The following is a 19,658-nucleotide window of genomic DNA, read 5'->3' on the forward strand; positions in this document are numbered from 1 at the left end:
TATTTAGAAAAGCGATGATTTATTTACCCTAGTGAAAAATACAAAGGTAGAGGGATTTTAAATCTACCTTTGCTATTTTTTGGCATGAACAAACAACAGAAAATTTATAATTGTAAGTTTAAATTAAGATTCATGTTATTAAGAGTTAAGTATAGGGGGTTAGAATATATTTGTAGTCAAGAAGAGACAGGAGGAAGAAATAATGATTACTTGGGAAATTAAAAAAATATTTAAATCAAAAAATGGAATAATTGATTTAATATTATTTTTTATCCTTTCTACATCAATGGTATTTATAAAACCACAATTAGAAGGGACGAGTGATTATAAAAATGAAAATTATCAATCCGTAGAAGATATAAGTAAAAATTCAATGACAATGGAAGAGCAGTTTAATATGAAAGTTCAACTATTAAAAGAGGTTAGTGAAAATGAAGAAAAAGATGATATTTCAAAAGAACTAAAAGAAATATCTAATAAAAAACTAGCTGCAATAAAGTTCAATGAATATAAGGATATTAAGTTTTGGAAGGTGTTTAATCATAGAGCATCTCATCCATTTATGATTTTTATTATGCTTATCATCATAATAATTGTTTTTTCTAACATATATACAGACGAGATTATATCAACTGTTGATAATTTAATTTTATCATCAAGAAATAAAAATAAAGTTCTATATTCAAAACTGGCCTTAAGTATAGGGATTCCAACAAGTTTATATGCTGTATATTTAGGGATACAATTTATAATTACCTATATACAATATGGAAAACCCATCAATGGAGGGTTACAGGCCATAAGAATATTGGACAACCCATTATTACTTAAAGATGTCTATACAATATTCGGATTCATACTACTTAAAATAGGTATAATTCTAATAATCCTTATGACATTAGGAGTATTAGCAAGCTTATTTTCATTTATTACTACAAATTCTATTCAATCTACAAGCAGCTTTTTAGTCTTTCTATTTTTAGGAAAAGCAATGATTTTAATTAAATGGCTACCAAAAGAAGTATTGTTGATACTTTCAAAAATCAATTATATAGATTTAGTATTCAATTTCAATGAATTTGCTGGAATGTATTCTGGAAGATTAAAATTATTTAATATGAGTTTAGATGTAACAAACTTATGCTTGGGGATTATGATAGCTACTTTATTTATGAGTATGTTTTTATGTACAAGTATCTTTAAAAAAATTTTAACAAGATAAATTAGGAGGAGTTAATTATGAATAAACTTGAAATAAAAAATTTGACTAAAAGCTATGGAAAGAAAAATGCAAATAATAAAATAACACTTACATTGGAAAATGGAGTATATGGACTTTTAGGCCCTAATGGAGCAGGAAAAACAACCTTAATGAAACAAATAGTTACATTGATTAAGCCTACAAGTGGAGAGATAATCTACAATGGTAAAAATATTTATAGTATAGAAGATAAATATAGAGGGGTTATAGGTTATTTACCACAAGAATTTGGAGCTTATAAAAACTTTTCAGCTAAGAACTTTTTACAGTATGTAGCAGCATTAAAAGGTATAGATAAAAAGGATGCATATAAAAAGATAGAAGAATTGCTAAATTTAGTTGGATTATATGATGTAAGAAATAAAGCTGTTGGAAAGTTTTCAGGAGGAATGAAAAGAAGAGTGGGAATTGCTCAGGTGTTATTAAACGACCCTAAAATTATAATATTAGACGAGCCAACAGCAGGATTAGATCCTCAAGAGAGGACAAGGTTTAGAAATCTATTATCAGAGATATCAAAAGATAAGATAATAATACTTTCAACTCATATTATTTCCGACATAGAATCTATAGCAAAGGAAACTATTATGATAAAAAATGGTGAAATAATTATGAAAGGAAGCCATAGGGAAATTCTATCTGATATGAATGGAAAAGTATATAGAATAAGAACCAATGATGAAAATCAACTGGCAGAAATACAAAATAAATATAAGGTAGTAAATCTTCAAAGAGGAATAGATTTTACTGAACTTAGAATTGTAAGCGATAAAGTCATATCCTATGCAAATGCAGAGGTTATAGAACCTAAATTTGAGGATGTCTATATGTTTTATTTCGATTTAGAAAACACAAAGGAGGTATAATAAATGAGTACACTTATAAAATCAGAATTAAGAAAAATGCTATTTAAAAAAAGTATTTTAATAACTTGGGTAGCATCATTACTGTTAGGGACCTTATTAATTCACAATGGTACTTTAAGTGATGTTTATGCAGATATTTTTTATAAAAGTTATGGATATGCACCTATAATGGGACTGGTTATGTTTATGATTTTGTCTGGCGCTTATACCTTAGAGTATAATTCAAGCATGAGCGATCTAATAAACACTACACAAAATGGAAAGAAAAAATTAGTTATAGCTAAGGGAATAGGAGCTGGTATAGCAACTTCTATAGTAAACTTATCTATGGTGATTACCATATATTTAAATGGGCTTATGAAAGTGAATTTTAAAGGTTTGGACATGCCATTAAAAAGTCTTTGGTATTTCAAAGGAATAAGTTCAAATTTAAATGTGCTGCAAATGATGATAATAGTAATTATTACAGTAATTATAGCTTCTTTTTTCTTCTCCCAGTTAGGGTTATACTTATCATCCATAAGTAAATCTGCCTCTATGCCATTTATTTTTGGTGGCTTGATCATGGGAATACCATATATACTAGAACATTTTTTACCTAGTAAACTTATTGTTATGACTCCATTATGGGGAATGATGTCTTCACAGCTAATAAAATATAAAGCAAGTATAGGGGTAATGCTAATTCAAGGAGTTATATTTATAGCAGGATGTTTAATTTTACCCAAACTCACATATGCTGCATTTACTAAAGAAAATAAAAGATAAATAGATGACAAATACTTTATTTCTACTTAGTATAATAGTTTTATTTATTGGATTTCTTTTTATGGGAATGAGCAGCGCATCCTATAGATGGAGAGCTTTTAGAAATAAACCAGCATGGGACGGAAATACTTTAGTCTTTCTAGCCATAGGACTTGTATTTTTTATAATGGGGTTAGCGTTGGTATATATGTTTTATCCTTACAAATAATAAAGTTAAATAATAATTATTAGAAAAAGTAAAAAGTCAAAAAGAAGAGCCAAATTTAAAAAATATTATTTGGTTCTTTTCTTGTAGTGTATAATTAGTATTAGGATATAATTAATATGCAGCAGTTAGTCATCGGATAAATAATAGGAAAAGCTGATAGGAGTGTTTAATATGGAAACGTCATTAAGCAAAAAAAAGATATTAATAATAGATGATGAAGAGGATATATTAAAGTTATTATCTATGGTATTAAAAAAGGAAGGTTTTGAAAATATATATACAGCTGAGGAAGGAGAGAGCGGATTTACCTTATTTAAAAGAATTAATCCAGATATTATTCTCTTAGACATTATGCTACCTGATGAGGAAGGATATGAGGTTTGTAAAAAAATTAGAGAAACTTCCAATGTGCCTATTTTATTTATGTCAGCAAAAACTGAAGAAATTGATAGAGTACTAGGGTTTGCATTGGGAGGAGATGACTATATAACAAAACCTTTTAGCACTAAGGAAGTTGCCTATAGAATAAAAGCTCATTTAAGAAGAAGCAATTATAATGAAGAAGCAGAAAATAAGAGTGCTATATTGAATTTTGGACCTTTTCAAATTGATGAGGAAAAAATAGAAGTTAGGAAAAGTGGAGAACTAATAGAATTGAAACCCAAAGAATATAAAATATTTTTACATATGGCAAAGCATGCTAATCAAATTATGAGTAAGGAAAAGTTGTGTAGTGAAGTGTGGGGAGAAGATTATATAGGTTTTGATAACACTATAATGGTGCATATAAGAAGATTAAGAGAGAAAATTGAAGAGGATCCATCTAATCCGAAGTATATTATTAATGTAAAAGGTTTAGGATATAAGTTTGTTTTAAAGGATGAATAGATATGAATTGGAAAATAACAGGCAGATTTATTATAACTGTAGTTTTAGTCGCTATTATTGTAATAATTATCAATATTATTGGAGGAGCTATTTTCGTACTTAGTAAAAATAGAAGTGGTATTGATATAATAAATGGTATTAGTTATTCTTCACCAGAGGATCTTACAAGGGAATTTAAAGATTATCTGATAGAAGATAAAGATAAAATATATATCCATGGTAATGGAGAAAAAATTTTAAAAGAAGAAGAAGCTTGGATACAAGTTTTAGATGAGGGAGGAAATGAAGTTTATAACTACGGAAAACCTGTTAAAGTTAAAAGTCACTATACACCTGTAGAACTGATACATGCATATAAATATATTCTACCTGATAGTATGTCCACTATATTTGTAGGAGAAAAGAAACTTGGAAACAGAAATTATAGTTATATTATAGGATTTCCATCTGAAAGGATAAAGAGAAATGTTATTTCTTATGATACTTATAACTTAAGTAATGGTTTGGAAGCTGCAATATATATAATTTTGTTTATTGATGCCCTTATAGCTTTATTTTTTGGATATTTATTTAGTAGGAGACTTACCAAACCATTAGTAAATATTATAAAGGATGTTAAAAGTCTGTCAGAAGGAGAGTATGATTTAAAAAGAGAAGAAAAAGGAATTTATAAAGAAATTTATTATAATATAAATAATTTATCCTCAAAGCTTAGAAGCAATGAAGAGGAAAGAAAAAAGTTAGATAAAATGAGGGAAGAATGGATATCAAATATTTCTCACGATATAAAAACACCATTAGTTTCAGTGAAAGGGTATGCTGAGACTTTATCCAGTGAAGAATATGATTTTACAAAAGAAGAAGTTAGAGAATACAGTAAAATAATAGAGGACAAATCTAACTATATAAAAGACCTTATAGATGATTTAAATCTAAGTACTAGATTAAAGAATAAAGTTCTTGTTTTAAATTTAAAAAACACCAACATTGTAAGCTTAGTTAGAGGAGTTGTAATAGATATTTTAAATAATCCACAAACTAGCAATGTGAATATTGATTTTTCAGCCACAAGGGAAGTTATTGAAAAGGATGTAGATGAGATATTAATAAAAAGAGTTATCACCAATATGTTGTATAATGCTATTGTTCATAATAATGAAAATGTAGATATAGAAGTTAGAGTAGAGAAGAAAGATAGAATTCATATTTTCATCATAGATAATGGAAAGGGAATTAAAGAAGAGGATCTTAAATATATTTTTGAAAGATATTATAGAGGAACAAATACAGGGAAAAGGCATAAAGGTTCTGGACTTGGAATGGCCATAGCAAAGGATATTGTAGAAGCGCATGATGGCGTTATAAACATAGAAAGTGAATTTGGGGTAGGAACTAAAATTGAAATAGTTCTTTAAAATATATGAAAAAATTATTTAGAGGTGGCTAAGAAGGCCACCTTTAATCTTTAATTTTTTTATTTTCTAACTTTTCATCTAATTTGTCATTTATTATTTTTTTATCTAAAAAATTTGTTCCAATTATTCCAAGAAGAATCATGGCTGCTCCAATAATATGAAAGTACTCTAGTTTTTCTTTTAAAAATATTACACCAGCAACCATAGTTATTAATGTGGAAAGATTACTAAAAACACTCATCTTAGAGGCCTCTATTTTAGATAATGCATAGTTTGATAGCAATGATGTAATAAGCGAAGATAACACTCCTAGATAAATTATTGAAACCACAAATAATGGACTTGCAAAGGGTTTGAAGTAAAGATTAAGAGTTCCTTTTAGACTATGATTAATAAGTGACATAATATTAAAAGATAAAAATCCTATAGCAGTCATTATATAAGTTAAATCTATAAGAGTATATTTCCTTGTCATCTTCCTTGCTAGCACATTATAACTAGCAAAGGAAAGAGAAGATAAAAAAATAAATACTACTCCTATAAAAGCATTGCTTTTAAAATTTATCCCCTTCATAAAAAAGATATAAATAACACCTGACACAGATAAAAGTAATGATATTTTCTGTAAGCCACTGGAATGTTCCTTTAAAAAAAATGTTGCAAATATCATTGTAAAAATAGGAGTGGTTGCTTGAATGATTCCAGCTTCAGAAGAGGACACATGAACTAGTCCGAAAATTTGAAAAGCAAAAAACATAGCAGGATAAAACAGTGCCAAAGGCAAAATATTAAGTATATCATTCTTGTTTATGTTTAGTTTTATCCATCCTAATAAAACAGGAATAGAGGCAAAAACAAAAGAGATTGTAAAGCGATGAGCAAGTGTATCCAGGGGTGTAGCTACAGTGAGAGTTAGCTTTATGAATAAAAATGAGAAACCTATTATAAAGGCATACAATATAGCGGCAAAATAAGCCTTTTTTTTATGAGAAACTTCCATTTTTATATTCCTCCTAGGGGTAATATTTTAAACTTACTACTATATACTTATATGTCAGCACACGAAAAGATAGTATCTTTCTATATGAAAAGAAGGAAAAGTAAATATGAAATAGAAATAGTTTATATAAGATAGCCTTGAGTAAAAAAGCAAGCTTATAATAGGATGAAGTAAGAAAATGTAATATATTATATAGTTGAAATAATGAGAAAGGATTTGATAATATGGGTAGGATTCTTGTAGTAGAAGATGATAAGATGCTCAATAATGGCATCTGTTTTAATTTGCAGGCAGATGGCTTTGAAACTATAACTACTTTTTCTATAAAGGAAGCAGAAGAAGTTTTAAAGAAGACATCTATTGATATGGCTATATTAGATGTAAACCTTCCAGATGGAAGCGGTTTTGAATTATGTAAAAAAATTAGGGAAAATGAAGAGATAGGCATTATATTTCTTACGGCCTGTGATATGGAATTTGATGAAGTTACAGGTTTTAAATTAGGGGCTGATGATTACATAACCAAGCCATTTAGTCTGAGTATATTGAGAGAAAGGGTATTAGCTGTGTTTCGCCGTTATAAAAAAAGCAATAAAGTATCAAACATCATGGTGATAGATGAATTGACATTTGATTTCGATAAGATGACAGTTTCAAAAGACGGAGACAATATTATTTTAACTCCAATAGAGTACAAGCTTTTGAACGCATTGGTAAAAGGAAGAGGGCAAGTTTTAACAAGAGGAGTTTTACTTGAGGCATTGTGGGATAAGGAATGTGATTTTATTGATGAACATACATTAACAGTGAATATAAACAGGCTTAGAAGCAAAATAGAGAGTGATCCATCTAAGCCTAAGTATATTAAAACTGTTTATGGTATAGGTTATATGTGGATAGGTGATGAAAGATGAAATCAGTATCCGTTAAAAAGATATATATTGTCTTTGGAAGTATATTTTTAACACTTTCTACTTTGTTTTTACTATTGCTGTTTATGAATATAAGAAGCATTGTAGGTATGTATCCTGAAATTACAGGTAAAGCATATTCTTTTTTTATTATGGCAGTAATTTTTATCATATTATTATTGATGACATCAATATCTTTTTTATGGTTCATGAGAGCTGAAATTGTGAAATTTTCAGATAAGATGTGTAAGCTTATTGATGATGCAATATCGGATAAGCAGATGGTTTACTTTGAAACCAATAAGGAAAGTCTTATGTCAAAACTAGAAAATCGATTGAAGAAGCTAATAGATATGATTAATTACCAAAGGCAAAAAAATATGGATGAGCAAAATAACGTTAAATCACTAATATTGGATATATCTCATCAGGTAAAAACCCCTATTGCAAATATATCTATGTATAATGCTACTTTGATGGAAAGAGAAGTAACAAAAGAACAGGAACAAAAGTTTTTATATAATATGGAATCCCAAATCTCAAAGCTTCAATGGCTTATGGAGGCACTCATTAAAATGTCCAGGCTTGAGACAGGCTTAATATGTTTAAATAAGACCAGCTCAAAAATTGAAGAAACTATAGCTCAAGCTATAGGGGGCATATATTTAAAAGCGGAAGAAAAAAATATATCTGTCGCTATTGACTGTGATAGAAATATTCAATTATGTCATGATAAAAAATGGACCATTGAAGCTATATTGAATATACTTGAAAATGCTATTAAATATACTCAATGTGGTGGAGCTATAAAAATTGAAGTAAAAGAATTTGAAATGTTTACAAGGATTAATGTTAAAGATAATGGCATGGGTATAGAAAAAGATGATATTAATAATATATTTAAGCGATTTTACAGAGGAACGGAGGCTTTAGATAAAGAGGGAGTGGGAGTAGGACTATATCTTGCAAGGGAAATTATAAGTAAACAAGGGGGATATATAAAAGTTAAATCCAAAAAAGATATTGGATCAACCTTTTCTATATTCCTACAAAATTGAAGTACCATGGCTTCAAAAGAGCTATGGTATTTTTATGTTACAAAACTGTTATATTTGATTTTGAATTTGTAACTGCTTTGAGATATTTTATTGATAATATAAAAGTATAAAACTTGATTAAATAGGGAGATGAGGAATTACATGAGTATTTTGTCAACAAAAAATCTTAATAAATACTATGGTAAGGAGCCAAATATCGTAAAAGCTTTAGATGGGGTTGATGTAAGCATTAAAAAAGGAGAATTTGTAGCTATTGTAGGTACTTCAGGATCTGGGAAAAGTACATTATTACATATGTTAGGAGGGCTTGATAGACCTACAGATGGAAAAGTTATAGTAGATAATAATGATATTTTCACTATGAATGATGAAGAGTTAACTATTTTTAGACGTAGAAACATAGGATTTGTATTCCAAAACTATAACCTTGTTCCTATATTGAATGTTTATGAAAACATTGTGCTACCTATAGAGCTTGACGGCAATGAAGTTGATCAGGAGTATGTTAATAGGATTATTACTACATTGGGGTTAAAAGACAAACAAAAAAACATGGCAAACAACCTTTCAGGTGGACAACAACAACGTGTGGCAATAGCAAGAGCATTGGCTACTAAACCATCTATCATACTTGCTGACGAGCCAACGGGAAATTTAGATGGGAAAACAGGGCAGGAAGTATTGGGGCTTTTAAAAGTTACTAGTGAAAAGTTTAGCCAAACCATTGTGATGATTACTCATAATGAAGAAATTGCCCAAATGGCAGACCGTATTATAAGAATTGAAGACGGTAAGATTGTAAACACAAGGAGGTAAATTCACATGTTTCAAAACAATAATAGTAAGATAACTAAAAAGCTAGCTCATAGGACATTAAAAGCCAATAAAAGTAGAAATGTTTTTGCTATATTGGCAATTGTGCTTACAACTTTACTATTTACCTCTGTATTTACAGTAGGAACAAACCTTTTAAAATCCATGGAAATTGCAACTATGAAACAAGTAGGATCATCAGCTCATGGATCATTTAAAGGAATAACAGAGGAGCAATATAAAAAGATAATAAAACACCCACTTATAAAAGATTATGGTATTGGTATAAATTTGACTATTGCTAATAATAATGAATTTAAAAGCAAGGGTATGGAGATCAGATATGCTGATGAGAAATGGGCAAATTTCGGATTTTCTTCCCCCACAACTGGGAATTTACCTCAAAATAAAAATGAAATAGCTATGCCTACATGGGCCCTTGATATGATAAAGGTTCCTCATAAGATAGGTTCTCCAGTTCGTATTGAATATAAGATTAATGAAGTGCAATATTCAAAGGATTTTATTCTTTCAGGATTTTGGGAAGGGGATAAATATGTATCTATATCAGGGTATGCTTTTGTATCTCGTGATTTCATAGAAGAATCTATGAAAGGGATAGATTTCAAAACTATTTCAACCAATCGTGATTATGATGGAATGATTGCTCTGGATGTCATGTTGAACAATTCATGGGATATTGAGGGAAAGCTTAAAAGAATTAGTAAAGAAGTAGGGGTTGATTTAAAAGGGAACAGATATGGAGTAAATTGGGCATATACGTCATCGAAGATTGATGGTTTGGACAGCATACTTCCCTTTGTAATGATTATTCTTTTAATTTTAGTAAGTGGATATCTTTTGACCTATAATATATTTTATATATCTGTAGTAAAGGATATAAAGTATTTTGGGCTTTTAAAAACTATAGGTACTTCACCAAAACAATTAAAGAGTATAATAAAAAAACAGGCACTTGCCCTATCCTTTATAGGTATTCCAATTGGACTGCTTTTAGGATATCTCATAGGAGTTAAGCTAACTCCCATTGTAACAGAAGGAAGTATGATGGAGAACAGTACCACAGTCTCCCTTCATCCTATGATTTTTATAGGAGCAATAATTTTCACTCTCATAACAGTATTTTTAAGCAGTTATAAACCGGGGAAGATAGCGTCACAGGTTTCACCAATTGATGCAGTTCGATATACAGGTGTAAGTTTAAATTCAAAGAAGGGAGAAAAATCTTCAACTAATGGTGCAAAAATATACAAGATGGCATTTTCAAATATATTTAGAAGTAAGAGAAAAACTACTATTGTAATTATGTCTCTATCACTTAGTATCATTATTTTAAATTTAGTTGCTACACTAATCAGTGGTTTTAGTATGGATTTATACTTACAAGAATATATAAGAGGAGATTTTGTTATAGGTGATTCAACCTATCATACCCATTATGTTAATTTTAATGAAGAACCTACTTTAACCAGGGAAATTTGTGATGATATAGAGAAAAATAATGATGTTGCTAGAATAGATAAGGTTTATTTTTACGGACCTGGAGAAACGGGAATAAATGATAATATAAGAAAAATACTAACAGAGGAAAAAGAGAATTTAAATGATGATATGGATAGAGTTAAAGGATTGGAAATGTACCTAAATGAGGGGAAAATTATGGCACAGGTATATGGTTTAGATGAAGGTTGGTTTGATATTTATAGAGAGGATAACATTATTGAAGGGGAATTTCATGGGGAAAAGTTTAAAACAGGTAAATATGTTTTAGTAGATGAAGAAGAATATTATGATGTAGGAGATGAAATAAAAATAACTCTATTGGATGGGAAAGAAAGAACTTTTGAAGTAATGGCGGTGGTAGATAGTTTATATGTATATGATGTAAAATATTTTAATCATCCTGGAACAAAGATATATATGCCCTCATCTTCTTTTGTAGATTTTATAGAGGAACCTGTTATTATGTCTGCACAGGTTTATGCCAAGGAAGGAAAAGTAAATCCAGTAGAAAATTATATAAAAAGTGTATGTTCTAACACCCCAGACCTTGAATACCGTGCAAAGACAAGTTATATTGATGAATATAAAAGCTTTGTAAGCAATTTTTCTACTGTTGGATATTCACTTAGTTTACTTATTGGGGTTATTGGTATTATAAACTTTATCAATACCTTATTGACCAGTATTATTTCAAGAAAACATGAGTTTGCACTGCTAGAAAGCATTGGAATGACAAAGAAACAACTTAAAAAAATGCTTATATATGAAGGGCTTTACTATGGAGGCATAACAACTTTTATTGTTTTTACAATAGGAACTTTTATCGTACAATTTGGAGTAAAATCTTTAGGAAATCCAATGCCTCATTTTGTGTATAATTTTAACATTATGCCAACGGTGATCAGTTCATTCATACTCATGATTATTTCTTTTATACTACCAATTATATGCTATAGTAGCATTGAAAAGCTTAGTGTCATAGAAAGATTAAGAGAAATGGAATAACACATTGATATGAATATATTACAAAGACGATTGCAATTAAAGTTGTAATCGTCTATTGTTTTAATATAAGGTAAATTAATAAATCCGAGGTGTTATATATGTATAAAATAATGATAATAGAAGATGACAAAGCTATAAGAGATGAACTGTCAATAACATTGAGGAATAATGGTTATGAGGTATCATCTCCTTGTGAATTTGAAGATATAAAAAACAAAATAAAGGAAGAAAATTCACACTTAATATTGCTGGACATAAACCTACCTTACCAAGATGGATTTAAGTTATGTACCAAGGTGAGAAGTTACTCAAATGTTCCTATAATTTTTATAACAAGTAGAAATACTGATATGGATGAACTTATGAGTATAACATTAGGAGGAGATGATTTTATTACAAAGCCCTATAATATACCGGTTTTACTTGCTAGGATATCATCACTTTTAAAAAGGACTTATAGCAATAAAAATACAGATAATATATTGTCATACAATGGTGTGAAGATTGACTTATTGACAAGCAATGTAGAATATAAAAGCAATAAAGTTGAGCTTACAAAAACCGAACTAAAGATACTTCACTATCTATTTGAGAATAAATGTAGCATTGTACCAAGGATGGATATGATCGAATATTTATGGGACAATGAGATGTTTGTTGATGACAATACTTTAAGTGTGAATATCACAAGAATAAGAAATAAGCTTGAAAGTATAGGAGTTAAAGGCTTTATAAAGACTAAAAGAGGACAGGGTTACATAATATGAAATTTAGTGAATATTTAAAGGATAAAACATATATTATAATTTTAAATATCATTTGCATGATAGGATTATCTATATTTTTAAAAGGTGTTGGAAATAGTATAGGTATTATTTTTTTAATACTAATATTTTGGATTATCATTTTAATAATAACTTTTATGGCCTTTTATATACAAAGAAAAAAGTATTTTAATAATCTATTTAAGATTATAAATGGACTTGATAATAAATATCTATTGTCAGAAATTATGGAAAAACCATATTTATATGAAGACAAACAGTATTATAAGCTGCTTAAAATCTGTAATAAATCTATGATTGAAAATGTAACATGTATAAAAAATGAGCGAAAAGAATATAGAGAATATGTTGAACAGTGGGTACATGAGGTTAAAACCCCTATATCAGCTATGAAAATGATTTGTGAGAACAACAAAAATAATATTACAAGAAAAATAATTGCAGAAATAGAGAGAACAGATAATTTTATTGAACAGGTTTTATTTTATGCAAGGAGTGAAAATGTAGAAACTGACTATATTATAAAAGAAATATCCCTTAAAAAATGTATAAATAATATTATAGTAAAAAATAAGCAGATGCTCATACAAAATAAAATAAGTGTGACTCTTGAAGATACAGATGTAGAAGTTTTTGCAGATAGCAAGTGGATAGAATTTATCTTAAATCAGATTCTAATAAATTCTGTTAAATATTCTAAAGAGGATGCTCCTAAAATAAAATTTTATGTACAATCTACTAAAGACGGAGTGAATTTAACTGTTGAGGATAATGGCATAGGTATTAAGGAAAGTGAATTACCAAGAATTTTTGAAAAAGGGTTCACAGGTTCAAAGGGGAGAAATGCTAATAAATCTACTGGAATAGGATTGTATCTTTGCAAAAGTCTCTGTGATAAATTAGGAATTGAAATAAAAGCAGAATCTAAAATCAATGAATATACTAGAATTGCTCTTATTTTTCCTCGCTAAAAGATCTATTATCTTACAACATTGAAAGGTAAATGTAATGAAAGTTGATACAACAATGATAAAAGTTTATATAAGATATAGATAGCGGAGGTGAAAAAATGAAGAATATATTGAAAATAGAACATATTGAAAAATATTATGGCAGTAAAGGAAATGTTACAAAGGCTATCGATGACATTAGCTTTAATGTATATGAGGGGGAATTTATTGGTGTAATGGGAGCCTCAGGTTCAGGTAAAACTACCCTTTTAAATGTTATATCTACAATTGATACTGTAAGTGCAGGGCATATTTTTCTTGAAGGAAAAGATATAACAGAAATAGACCATAAAAATATAGCTAAGTTTAGACGGGAAAATCTAGGTTTTATATTTCAGGATTTTAATTTACTGGATACCCTTACAATACATGAAAATATTGCCCTTGCTCTTACTATAAATAAATGTGATGCAAATAAAATTGATGATAAAGTTATAAAGATATCGAGACAACTTGGCATAGAAGATATATTAAAAAAATATCCCTATGAAGTTTCAGGAGGGCAAAAACAGCGTTGTGCCTGTGCAAGGGCTATAATAAATAATCCCAAATTAATTTTAGCAGATGAGCCTACAGGAGCTTTGGATTCCAAATCAGCACAGATGCTATTGCAGAGTATTAAAAATATGAATGAGCAATTATCAGCTACTATATTGATGGTGACCCATGATGCTTTCTCTGCAAGCTATGCTAAGAGAATACTATTTTTAAGAGATGGAAAAATATTCAATGAACTTATAAAAGGTGAAAAGTCAAGGAAACAATTCTTTAATGAAATACTTGATGTGATGACACTCCTCGGAGGTGACCTCTCCGATGTACGCTAAACTAGCTCTACGAAATGCAAGACGTTCTATTAAAGATTATTTATTATATCTATTGACATTGACCCTATGTGTAGGGTTGTTTTATGCTTTTATTTCTCTTTCAAGTCCAAATTATCAGCTTATTATATCGGAACAATTTGATTTGAGCCGGTCCTATGGAGCGTTAAAGCGTATAGCCTTTTTTATAACGGTGATTCTTATTTTTTTGATAAAGTACGTAAACAACTATATGATAAAAAGAAAGAAAAAAGAGTTTGCCCTATATACTATGATGGGAATGGAGCAAAGAAAAGTTGCACTATTGTTTTTTACTGAAACATTAATAATGGGTGAATTATCTATTGTAATGGGTATTATTGTTGGCGTATTATTTTCACAGGTGATCACTGCACTCATTGTTCCAGCGATTGGACAGTCCTTTTCATTGTATTTTTCATTATATCCGGATACTGTTTTCATGACAGTTGGCTTTTTTACAGGAATTTTTGGAATTATTGGTTTTGGTAATATTAAAACCATATCTAAAATAAAAATAATTGATATGCTTAATGACGGAAAGAAAGTAGAAATTCAATCTGCAAAAAGTAAAGGCTTTTACAGATTTATTGGGATACTATCCTTTTTAGCATTTGTAATTACAGTAGTAAGTGCAAAAAGATATTTATATTTACTGCCTTTATCTAAAGAATTCGTGTCTCAAGAAAAAAAGTCTTTAATGCTTATGATTTCAATTTGTTCTTTTATATTTGCTATTTACACCATGTTTTATTACTTATCTTATTTAGTGATTTTTATAAGAGAGAATCTTGTGAAAGCTAAATATAGGAATGCAAATCTATTTTTGTTGGGACAATTGTCAGCAAAATTAAAAACCACATCTAAGCTTATGGCAACTATTGCTTTAACTTTAATGATATCAATTATCCTTTTAGTATTGGGTATGATCATGTCCCAGTGGAGTTTGGGATATCTTGAAAAAAGAGCTATCTTTGATATTCGAATAGACACTGAATATAAGGATATTTATGGACACGTTCGAAATATTCCCCAGATTGATTATAGTCCTGTTTTGGATCATTTAAAAGAAAACGGATATGAAATGGAAAGCAGTGTAGAAGTGGAATTATATTTTATTAATGAAAATGATTTTTTTCGTAGAATTAAAACAGACTTTCCTGTATTGGCCATTTCATTAAGCGATTATAATAAATTAAGAGAAATGGCAGGAATACATACAATAAAACTGGAAGAGCATTCTTTTGCAACACAATGGCATAGTACTGCAACTACAGAGGAAATCAATGAATTTTTATTAGCAAATGATAAGCTTATTGTAGACAACACTACTTTAGAATTGAGTAATCATTCATATTTTCAAGGTGGCATTGGAGAGGCGCTCTATAATAAATATGTAGATGTGACCTATGTGCTGCCCGATGAGGTTTGTAGTGAATTAGCTATTGCAGATATACAATTTTATGGTAATACTAAGAAGGATATCAGTTATAATGATGCAAAAACAGTAGAGTCATTTATCTATAAAAGATATTATGATGTTTATGCTAATTTCATTGAAGACTCAGGAAGAGATATTGACAAGTATATTTCAGTGAGCTTACAGACATTGGCAATCAATGATTCAATAGCCTCTTCATTGATGATTAAATTTCTATGTATTTATACGGCAATTGTTTTAACCATCATATGTCTTACTGTTTTATCTCTTCAACAGTTATCAGATTCCTTTGAGCATAAAGAACGATTTAATGTACTAAGAAAGTTAGGTGTTGATGATAAAGGAGTAGATAAATTAATTATAAGGCAAATGTGTATATGGTTTGGGATACCAATTGCAGTAGCATTGGTTGGCTTTGCAATATTTATATATGTATTTGTTCAAATTACACTAGGAGAAATTGTGGCCTATGTTGGTAGTAATATATTTGTTCTCAATATAAGTCTATCTGTGGGAATAAGTATTATAATTTTAAGCATTTATTTTACCATAACATATCTCCTATTTAGAAGAAATGTTATAAGTGAGTGAGAAATTAAAATTAATCATACCCATTCTTTGATGTTTTTCATCACATAAGAATACTATATTTCATAGTTATCATATGATAAAATATACCTAAATGATGGAAACTTAATTGTGCAAATATAAAGTGGTGAAACATAAGGGTGGGATACAGATATAAAATGGAGATTATAACTTATTCGTTATGTGCAAATGACACTACACCAGAGGAATATTATAATAAAATAAATTGCTTTACTAATGAAGTAATGGATAAAATAAATGAAACAACCTATGAAATAGTAGAGAATTATAGAAATTATATTATAGAAAATGGAATTGAAATACCAAGGGAAAAAGCAGTATATGGTTTTGAATTGCTAATGACAGGAGTCCTTTGGAGAGTATATATTAAAAAAGCACTTTCATTAAATAAATATGCTGGCAAAATACTTTCTAAATTAGTTTATTTTAGAGAAAAGGATGGTAATACAAAAGTCATCGTTGATTTATTAAGAGGGACATTAGGAAATAGATTTTTGTTAAAAGAAAACAAAAGCTCAAAAGATATAGACAATGAAATTGATAAATTTGTGAAACTTACTGAGTGGTTAAAAGCGTCAGGTGAATTTAATCAAGAAGGAAAAAGAATTGAAATTTGGATTGAATTTTTAAATAGTCAGAGTAAAGAGAAGAGCATTGATATTATTTCAAAGGCTAGGGAGATTGGAAAATGGTTCGAAATAAGAAGTGCCCAGGTGATAGGATGTTATACACAAAATGTAGAGGGTTTTATTAAAGAAAATCAGGGAAAATTAAGATGCAAAGAAAATAGTATATTTTGTAGTCGAGAAAGGGTTGAATACCATCTAAATATGGTAGGGGCAGAGATAATGAATAGAGCTTTTAGGGAGAGTTTTTTAAAGACTAAAGAAAAAAGAGTGCTCTTGCCAATATGTATGAGATATAAATCAAAGGAAAATTGTAAAGCATTAAAGACGGAAAATGGATATTTATGTACAGGTTGTTCATGTGAGTGCAGAGTAAATTCACTAACAGCATTGGGAAAAAAGAATAATTTTAAAGTATACATTATACCCCACGCATCTTCAGCATTTACAAAGGGAGAGACAAAGGAAGGAAAAGTTGGTATTGTAGGAATTGCCTGCGTTCTCAATCTTGTTTCTGGAGGATTTAAAGCAAAAGAAATAGGTTTTGAACCCCAATGTGTTTTACTTAATTACTGTGGGTGTAAAAAGCATTGGCATAAAAATGGTATAGCAACGGATATATATTTAAAAAGATTAATGAATATATTGAGTATAGAGCCAAAAAAAGGTTCATATATAGTGATGTAGTGAAATTCTATTCAATGATTTTCAAGCCTTGATTCAAAGGAATATTGAATAAATCATGACAATTTGAAATTATGTACATGAAATAATAGGCTCTCCAAAAAGTATTTTTAATAAAATATTTTAGGAGAGCCTTACTATTGAAAATATGTCTATTTTTTAACTATAGGTTGCCTTAAAATAGTTTTTAATTTTTCTGGAGCTGCCCTTCTTGCGTCATTTAGGTAAATCTCATGATGTTTTCCAACTTTAATATATCCCATTTCATCAATGTAATTATGAAGTTTTTCAATGGTAGGAGCTTCTTCACTATAAGGACCTATGTACATTATTTGAGCTACTAATCCTTCTTCCATGCTTTCAAATCTAATTTTAGAAACTGAAGGTAAGTTCTTTTTTTTCTTAACTTCTTCTAATGCTTTATGAACTAAATCTTCATCTACAAACTCAGGTTGCATAATTAATGCTGTCCAATTCCAAATATCTTTATTTTTTGTAGAGAAGTCTTTCATATTGTCAGTCCACCATAATCCTTCAAGGGGCAACACTCCATAATCTACAGCTGTAGTTCCTTTTTTAATCATAAATTTTATTGCATAAGAAACACTAAATAGCGCTTCTATAGCCTCCTTATATTCCTGTGAAGTGTTTGGATTTCCTGTACCATCAATTATTAAATAGTTTAATTTAGGCGTATTTACTATTTGAATTTCTTTTGAAGATGGGTTATATAATTCTTTAAATTCTTTTTTAAAATCTATTTTACTCATGATATTTTCTCCTCTCTTTATAGTAAGTTATACTTATTGTACCTTTTAATTTTATAATAAACTATGACACTATGATAAGGTCAATAAAAATTTAAAAATATATAAGCCTTAAAGAGAAAATTTACTAGAACATTGGATATTATAGGAAAAACAATAGAGGAAATAGTAGTTATTAAAAGAAAATATAGAGATAATTTATATATACGTTTGATTGTTAAATAAATTGCAATAAAATGCGGGTTTATTGATATTGATTTTCAATTTCAATAGGAGTATATTTTAATTAGGAAGATTTTTAAAAGACTAGGATAAGTTAAATATGAAAATTATATATGAAAGTTATATATGAAATTATATTATAGAATCTCTATAATAATCATTTTAAATAAGAGGGGTGAAGATATGTTATTAGCTTTACTTTGTGAAATAGCCAAAGGGGAGAATTACTCTAATAGAAATTTAGCAAATAAGTTAAACACTAGTGAAGAAGTGGTTATTCAAATAAAAAAAGAACTTGAAGATAGAAAATATATTAAAATATATGATGAAAAAAATTGTTCTCCAAGTAAATGTTCAGGTTGTACAGCATGCTCAACCAGTAAAACGAACAATATCCCTAAGATGTGGGAATTAACTGATAAGGGAAAAAAAGCTGTAAGTAAATATATATAAATATATGAATTTAATATCATAAAATTTATGGAGGGATGGATAATGGTAAAGAAACTAACTGAAATCGGCATTGGAACCAATGCCAAAGTTGAAGGAATTTGTAAAGATAGTAGATTTAAAAGAAGACTTATGGATATGGGTATAATTCCAGGAGTGAACATTTCTGTTACAGGTAAAGCGCCTTTAGGAGATCCTATAGAAATTTTAATAAGAGGTTATAAATTAACTTTAAGAAAAAATGAAGCAAATGATATTCAGGTGATAGTATGAAAACAATGCCTTTAACATTTATTTTAAGTGGAAAAAATTGTAGGATTTCTAATATTGAGGGTGGAGATGCATTACGAAAGAAGTTAATGGAAATGGGTTTTAATACAGGAGCTAAAGTAGAAATTGTTAAGAATGATGTAGGCCCTTTAATTATAGGTATAGGTGGAAGTAGGGTTGCTATTGGAAGAGGCATGGCGCAGAAAATATCAGTAGAGGCACAATAATTTTTTTG

20 protein-coding genes are annotated in these 19,658 nt (G+C 28.9%); 18 read left to right on the top strand and 2 right to left on the bottom strand.

What is annotated here, in order from left to right; genetic code table 11:
- Nucleotides 1-202: 202 nt before the first annotated feature.
- The 6 genes from KQI86_RS09890 to KQI86_RS09915 all read left to right on the top strand — a co-directional run bounded on the left by KQI86_RS09890 (nucleotide 203) and on the right by KQI86_RS09915 (nucleotide 5,406).
- A complete protein-coding gene (locus KQI86_RS09890) occupies nucleotides 203-1,222 on the top strand; it encodes a hypothetical protein (protein ID WP_246582734.1) in 1,020 nt (339 codons plus the stop codon).
- Nucleotides 1,223-1,239: 17 nt separating this feature from the next.
- On the top strand, nucleotides 1,240-2,127 hold the full coding sequence (locus KQI86_RS09895) for an ABC transporter ATP-binding protein (protein ID WP_216439106.1): 888 nt from the start codon (nucleotides 1,240-1,242) through the stop codon (nucleotides 2,125-2,127).
- A gap of 3 nt (nucleotides 2,128-2,130) precedes the next feature.
- A complete protein-coding gene (locus KQI86_RS09900; RefSeq protein ID WP_216439107.1) occupies nucleotides 2,131-2,895 on the top strand; it encodes a hypothetical protein in 765 nt (254 codons plus the stop codon).
- A 4-nt stretch (nucleotides 2,896-2,899) separates the two neighbouring features.
- Nucleotides 2,900-3,103, top strand: a complete 204-nt coding sequence (locus KQI86_RS09905; protein WP_216439108.1) for a hypothetical protein — start codon at nucleotides 2,900-2,902, stop codon at nucleotides 3,101-3,103.
- Nucleotides 3,104-3,274: 171 nt separating this feature from the next.
- Entirely contained in the window at nucleotides 3,275-3,991 is a 717-nt protein-coding gene (locus tag KQI86_RS09910) for a response regulator transcription factor (RefSeq protein WP_216439109.1), read from the top strand.
- A 2-nt stretch (nucleotides 3,992-3,993) separates the two neighbouring features.
- Nucleotides 3,994-5,406 carry a sensor histidine kinase gene (locus KQI86_RS09915; RefSeq protein WP_216439110.1) on the top strand — a complete coding sequence of 471 codons (1,413 nt, stop codon included), beginning with the start codon at nucleotides 3,994-3,996 and terminating at the stop codon, nucleotides 5,404-5,406.
- 43 nt (nucleotides 5,407-5,449) lie between these two features.
- Here the strand turns inward: KQI86_RS09915 and KQI86_RS09920 are convergent, their stop codons facing one another.
- Nucleotides 5,450-6,406: a DMT family transporter gene (locus KQI86_RS09920; RefSeq protein WP_216439111.1), complete on the bottom strand. Its 957-nt coding sequence runs from the start codon at nucleotides 6,404-6,406 to the stop codon at nucleotides 5,450-5,452.
- A 224-nt stretch (nucleotides 6,407-6,630) separates the two neighbouring features.
- Here KQI86_RS09920 and KQI86_RS09925 point away from each other — a divergent pair, with 224 nt between their 5' ends.
- From KQI86_RS09925 to KQI86_RS09965, 9 genes are all read left to right on the top strand, one after another.
- A complete protein-coding gene (locus KQI86_RS09925) occupies nucleotides 6,631-7,320 on the top strand; it encodes a response regulator transcription factor (protein WP_216439112.1) in 690 nt (229 codons plus the stop codon).
- Nucleotides 7,317-8,375 (top strand): sensor histidine kinase, encoded by a 1,059-nt coding sequence (locus tag KQI86_RS09930; RefSeq protein ID WP_216439113.1) that lies wholly within the window; start codon nucleotides 7,317-7,319, stop codon nucleotides 8,373-8,375. Before KQI86_RS09925 ends, KQI86_RS09930 begins: the two co-directional genes overlap by 4 nt.
- 141 nt (nucleotides 8,376-8,516) lie before the next feature.
- On the top strand, nucleotides 8,517-9,191 hold the full coding sequence (locus KQI86_RS09935) for an ABC transporter ATP-binding protein (RefSeq protein ID WP_216439114.1): 675 nt from the start codon (nucleotides 8,517-8,519) through the stop codon (nucleotides 9,189-9,191).
- Between the two features lie 6 nt (nucleotides 9,192-9,197).
- Nucleotides 9,198-11,717: an ABC transporter permease gene (locus KQI86_RS09940; RefSeq protein WP_216439115.1), complete on the top strand. Its 2,520-nt coding sequence runs from the start codon at nucleotides 9,198-9,200 to the stop codon at nucleotides 11,715-11,717.
- 98 nt (nucleotides 11,718-11,815) lie between these two features.
- A complete protein-coding gene (locus KQI86_RS09945) occupies nucleotides 11,816-12,484 on the top strand; it encodes a response regulator transcription factor (protein ID WP_216439116.1) in 669 nt (222 codons plus the stop codon).
- Nucleotides 12,481-13,473: a sensor histidine kinase gene (locus KQI86_RS09950; RefSeq protein ID WP_216439117.1), complete on the top strand. Its 993-nt coding sequence runs from the start codon at nucleotides 12,481-12,483 to the stop codon at nucleotides 13,471-13,473. The genes KQI86_RS09945 and KQI86_RS09950 overlap by 4 nt, the downstream gene beginning before the upstream one ends.
- A gap of 98 nt (nucleotides 13,474-13,571) precedes the next feature.
- Nucleotides 13,572-14,339, top strand: coding sequence for an ABC transporter ATP-binding protein (locus KQI86_RS09955; protein ID WP_216439118.1), 768 nt, complete (start codon nucleotides 13,572-13,574; stop codon nucleotides 14,337-14,339).
- Nucleotides 14,329-16,386, top strand: coding sequence for an FtsX-like permease family protein (locus KQI86_RS09960; protein ID WP_216439119.1), 2,058 nt, complete (start codon nucleotides 14,329-14,331; stop codon nucleotides 16,384-16,386). Before KQI86_RS09955 ends, KQI86_RS09960 begins: the two co-directional genes overlap by 11 nt.
- Before the next feature lie 155 nt (nucleotides 16,387-16,541).
- Nucleotides 16,542-17,717: a DUF116 domain-containing protein gene (locus KQI86_RS09965; protein WP_216439120.1), complete on the top strand. Its 1,176-nt coding sequence runs from the start codon at nucleotides 16,542-16,544 to the stop codon at nucleotides 17,715-17,717.
- Between the two features lie 149 nt (nucleotides 17,718-17,866).
- On the opposite strand, the gene KQI86_RS09970 is transcribed toward KQI86_RS09965, so the two are convergent.
- On the bottom strand, nucleotides 17,867-18,484 hold the full coding sequence (locus tag KQI86_RS09970; RefSeq protein ID WP_216439121.1) for a GyrI-like domain-containing protein: 618 nt from the start codon (nucleotides 18,482-18,484) through the stop codon (nucleotides 17,867-17,869).
- 402 nt (nucleotides 18,485-18,886) lie between these two features.
- Between KQI86_RS09970 and KQI86_RS09975 the strand changes: the two genes are divergently transcribed.
- From KQI86_RS09975 to KQI86_RS09985, 3 genes are read left to right on the top strand one after another with little or no spacing between them, the layout of a single operon-like run.
- A complete protein-coding gene (locus KQI86_RS09975) occupies nucleotides 18,887-19,156 on the top strand; it encodes a hypothetical protein (protein ID WP_216439122.1) in 270 nt (89 codons plus the stop codon).
- Nucleotides 19,157-19,198: 42 nt separating this feature from the next.
- Entirely contained in the window at nucleotides 19,199-19,426 is a 228-nt protein-coding gene (locus KQI86_RS09980) for a FeoA family protein (protein ID WP_216439123.1), read from the top strand.
- Nucleotides 19,423-19,650, top strand: a complete 228-nt coding sequence (locus KQI86_RS09985) for a FeoA family protein (RefSeq protein WP_246582735.1) — start codon at nucleotides 19,423-19,425, stop codon at nucleotides 19,648-19,650. The genes KQI86_RS09980 and KQI86_RS09985 overlap by 4 nt, the downstream gene beginning before the upstream one ends.
- Nucleotides 19,651-19,658 lie beyond the last annotated feature (8 nt).

It is taken from the genome of Clostridium mobile, from assembly GCF_018918285.1.
Lineage (GTDB): Bacteria > Bacillota > Clostridia > Clostridiales > Clostridiaceae > Clostridium_AW > Clostridium_AW mobile.